Consider the following 1,287-nt stretch of genomic DNA (forward strand, 5'->3'; position numbering starts at 1 on the left):
CGATATGTCCTCCCCGCGACAGCCTCGGCCGCCGCCTTGTATACAGATGGTCCGAAGCTTGCTGACGCCGCGGTGGACACCGCCGGGGCTGCCGGCCGGTGGCGCATTCACGGTTCCGGAGATCCGCTTGTCCCGTTCGACCCTGAAGACCCTCGTCCGCGGCGTGGCCACGGGTGCCGTCGCGACGTTCGCTTTCGCGGCGTTGCCCGCGCAGGCCGCGAACGTCTTCCGTTTCGCCTTCCAGGGTGACCTGAAATCCCTCGACCCCTACTCCCTCAAGGAGAGCTTCACCGAGGGCATGCAGCAGGCGGCCTACGAATCCCTCGTCACCCTCGACAAGAACCTGAAATTCGCCCCCGGCCTCGCCGAATCCTGGGAGACGCCCGAGCCGACCCGCTGGCGCTTCCACCTGCGCAAGAACGTGAAGTTCCACGACGGCACGCCGTTTACCGCCGACGACGTGATCTTCTCCGCCCAGCGGGTCCGCGCCCCGGGCTCGAACTTTACCACCAACGTCCCGTCCGACGCCGAGTTCGTGAAGGTCGACGACTTCACCGTCGACATGGTGCTGAAGAAGCCGAACCCCATCGCCATCGCCCAGTTCCCGACCTGGCTGATCATGTCGAAGGCATGGTCCGAGAAGAACGGCGTCGTGCAGCCGACGCCGCCCAACGCCTCCAGCCCGAGCTACGCCACCCTCCACGAGAACGGCACCGGCCCCTTCGTGATCGCCGAGCACCAGCCGGGCGTGAAGACGGTGTTCAAGAAGTTCGACGGCTACTGGGGCAAGGTCGAGTCGAACCTCGACGAGGCGGTGCTGACCACCATCGCCAACCCGGCGACCCGCGTCGCCGCGCTCCTCTCCGGCGAGGTCGACTGGATCGACCCCGTGCCGCTGCAGGACCAGCAGCGGGTGAACGCCAGCGGCACCGCCACCGTGATGGCCGGGCCCGAACTGCGCACGATCTTCCTCGGCATGGACCAGGACCGGGACGAGCTGAAGGATTCGAGCGTCAAGGGCAAGAACCCGTTCAAGGACATCAAGGTCCGCGAGGCCTTCTACCTCGCCATCGACGAGGACACGATCGCCAAGCGGGTCATGCGCGGGCAGGCGGTGCCCTCGGCGCTGATGATCGCCCCGAGCCTCTACGACCGCGGCGCCGAGTTCAAGCGCCCCGCCACCGACCTGAAGAAGGCCAAGGAGCTGATGGCCCAGGCCGGCTACCCGGACGGCTTCTCGCTCACCATGGATTGCCCCAACGACCGCTACGTCAACGACGAGGCGAT

1 protein-coding gene is annotated in these 1,287 nt (G+C 66.9%); it reads left to right on the top strand.

Annotation, left to right across the window (positions count from 1 at the left end):
• Positions 1-127: 127 nt before the first annotated feature.
• Positions 128-1,287 (top strand): ABC transporter substrate-binding protein (locus tag I53_RS22380; RefSeq protein WP_043354851.1); only part of this gene is annotated, 1,160 nt, incomplete at its 3' end.

It is taken from the genome of Methylobacterium sp. B1 (assembly GCF_000333255.1).
Lineage (GTDB): Bacteria > Pseudomonadota > Alphaproteobacteria > Rhizobiales > Beijerinckiaceae > Methylobacterium > Methylobacterium fujisawaense.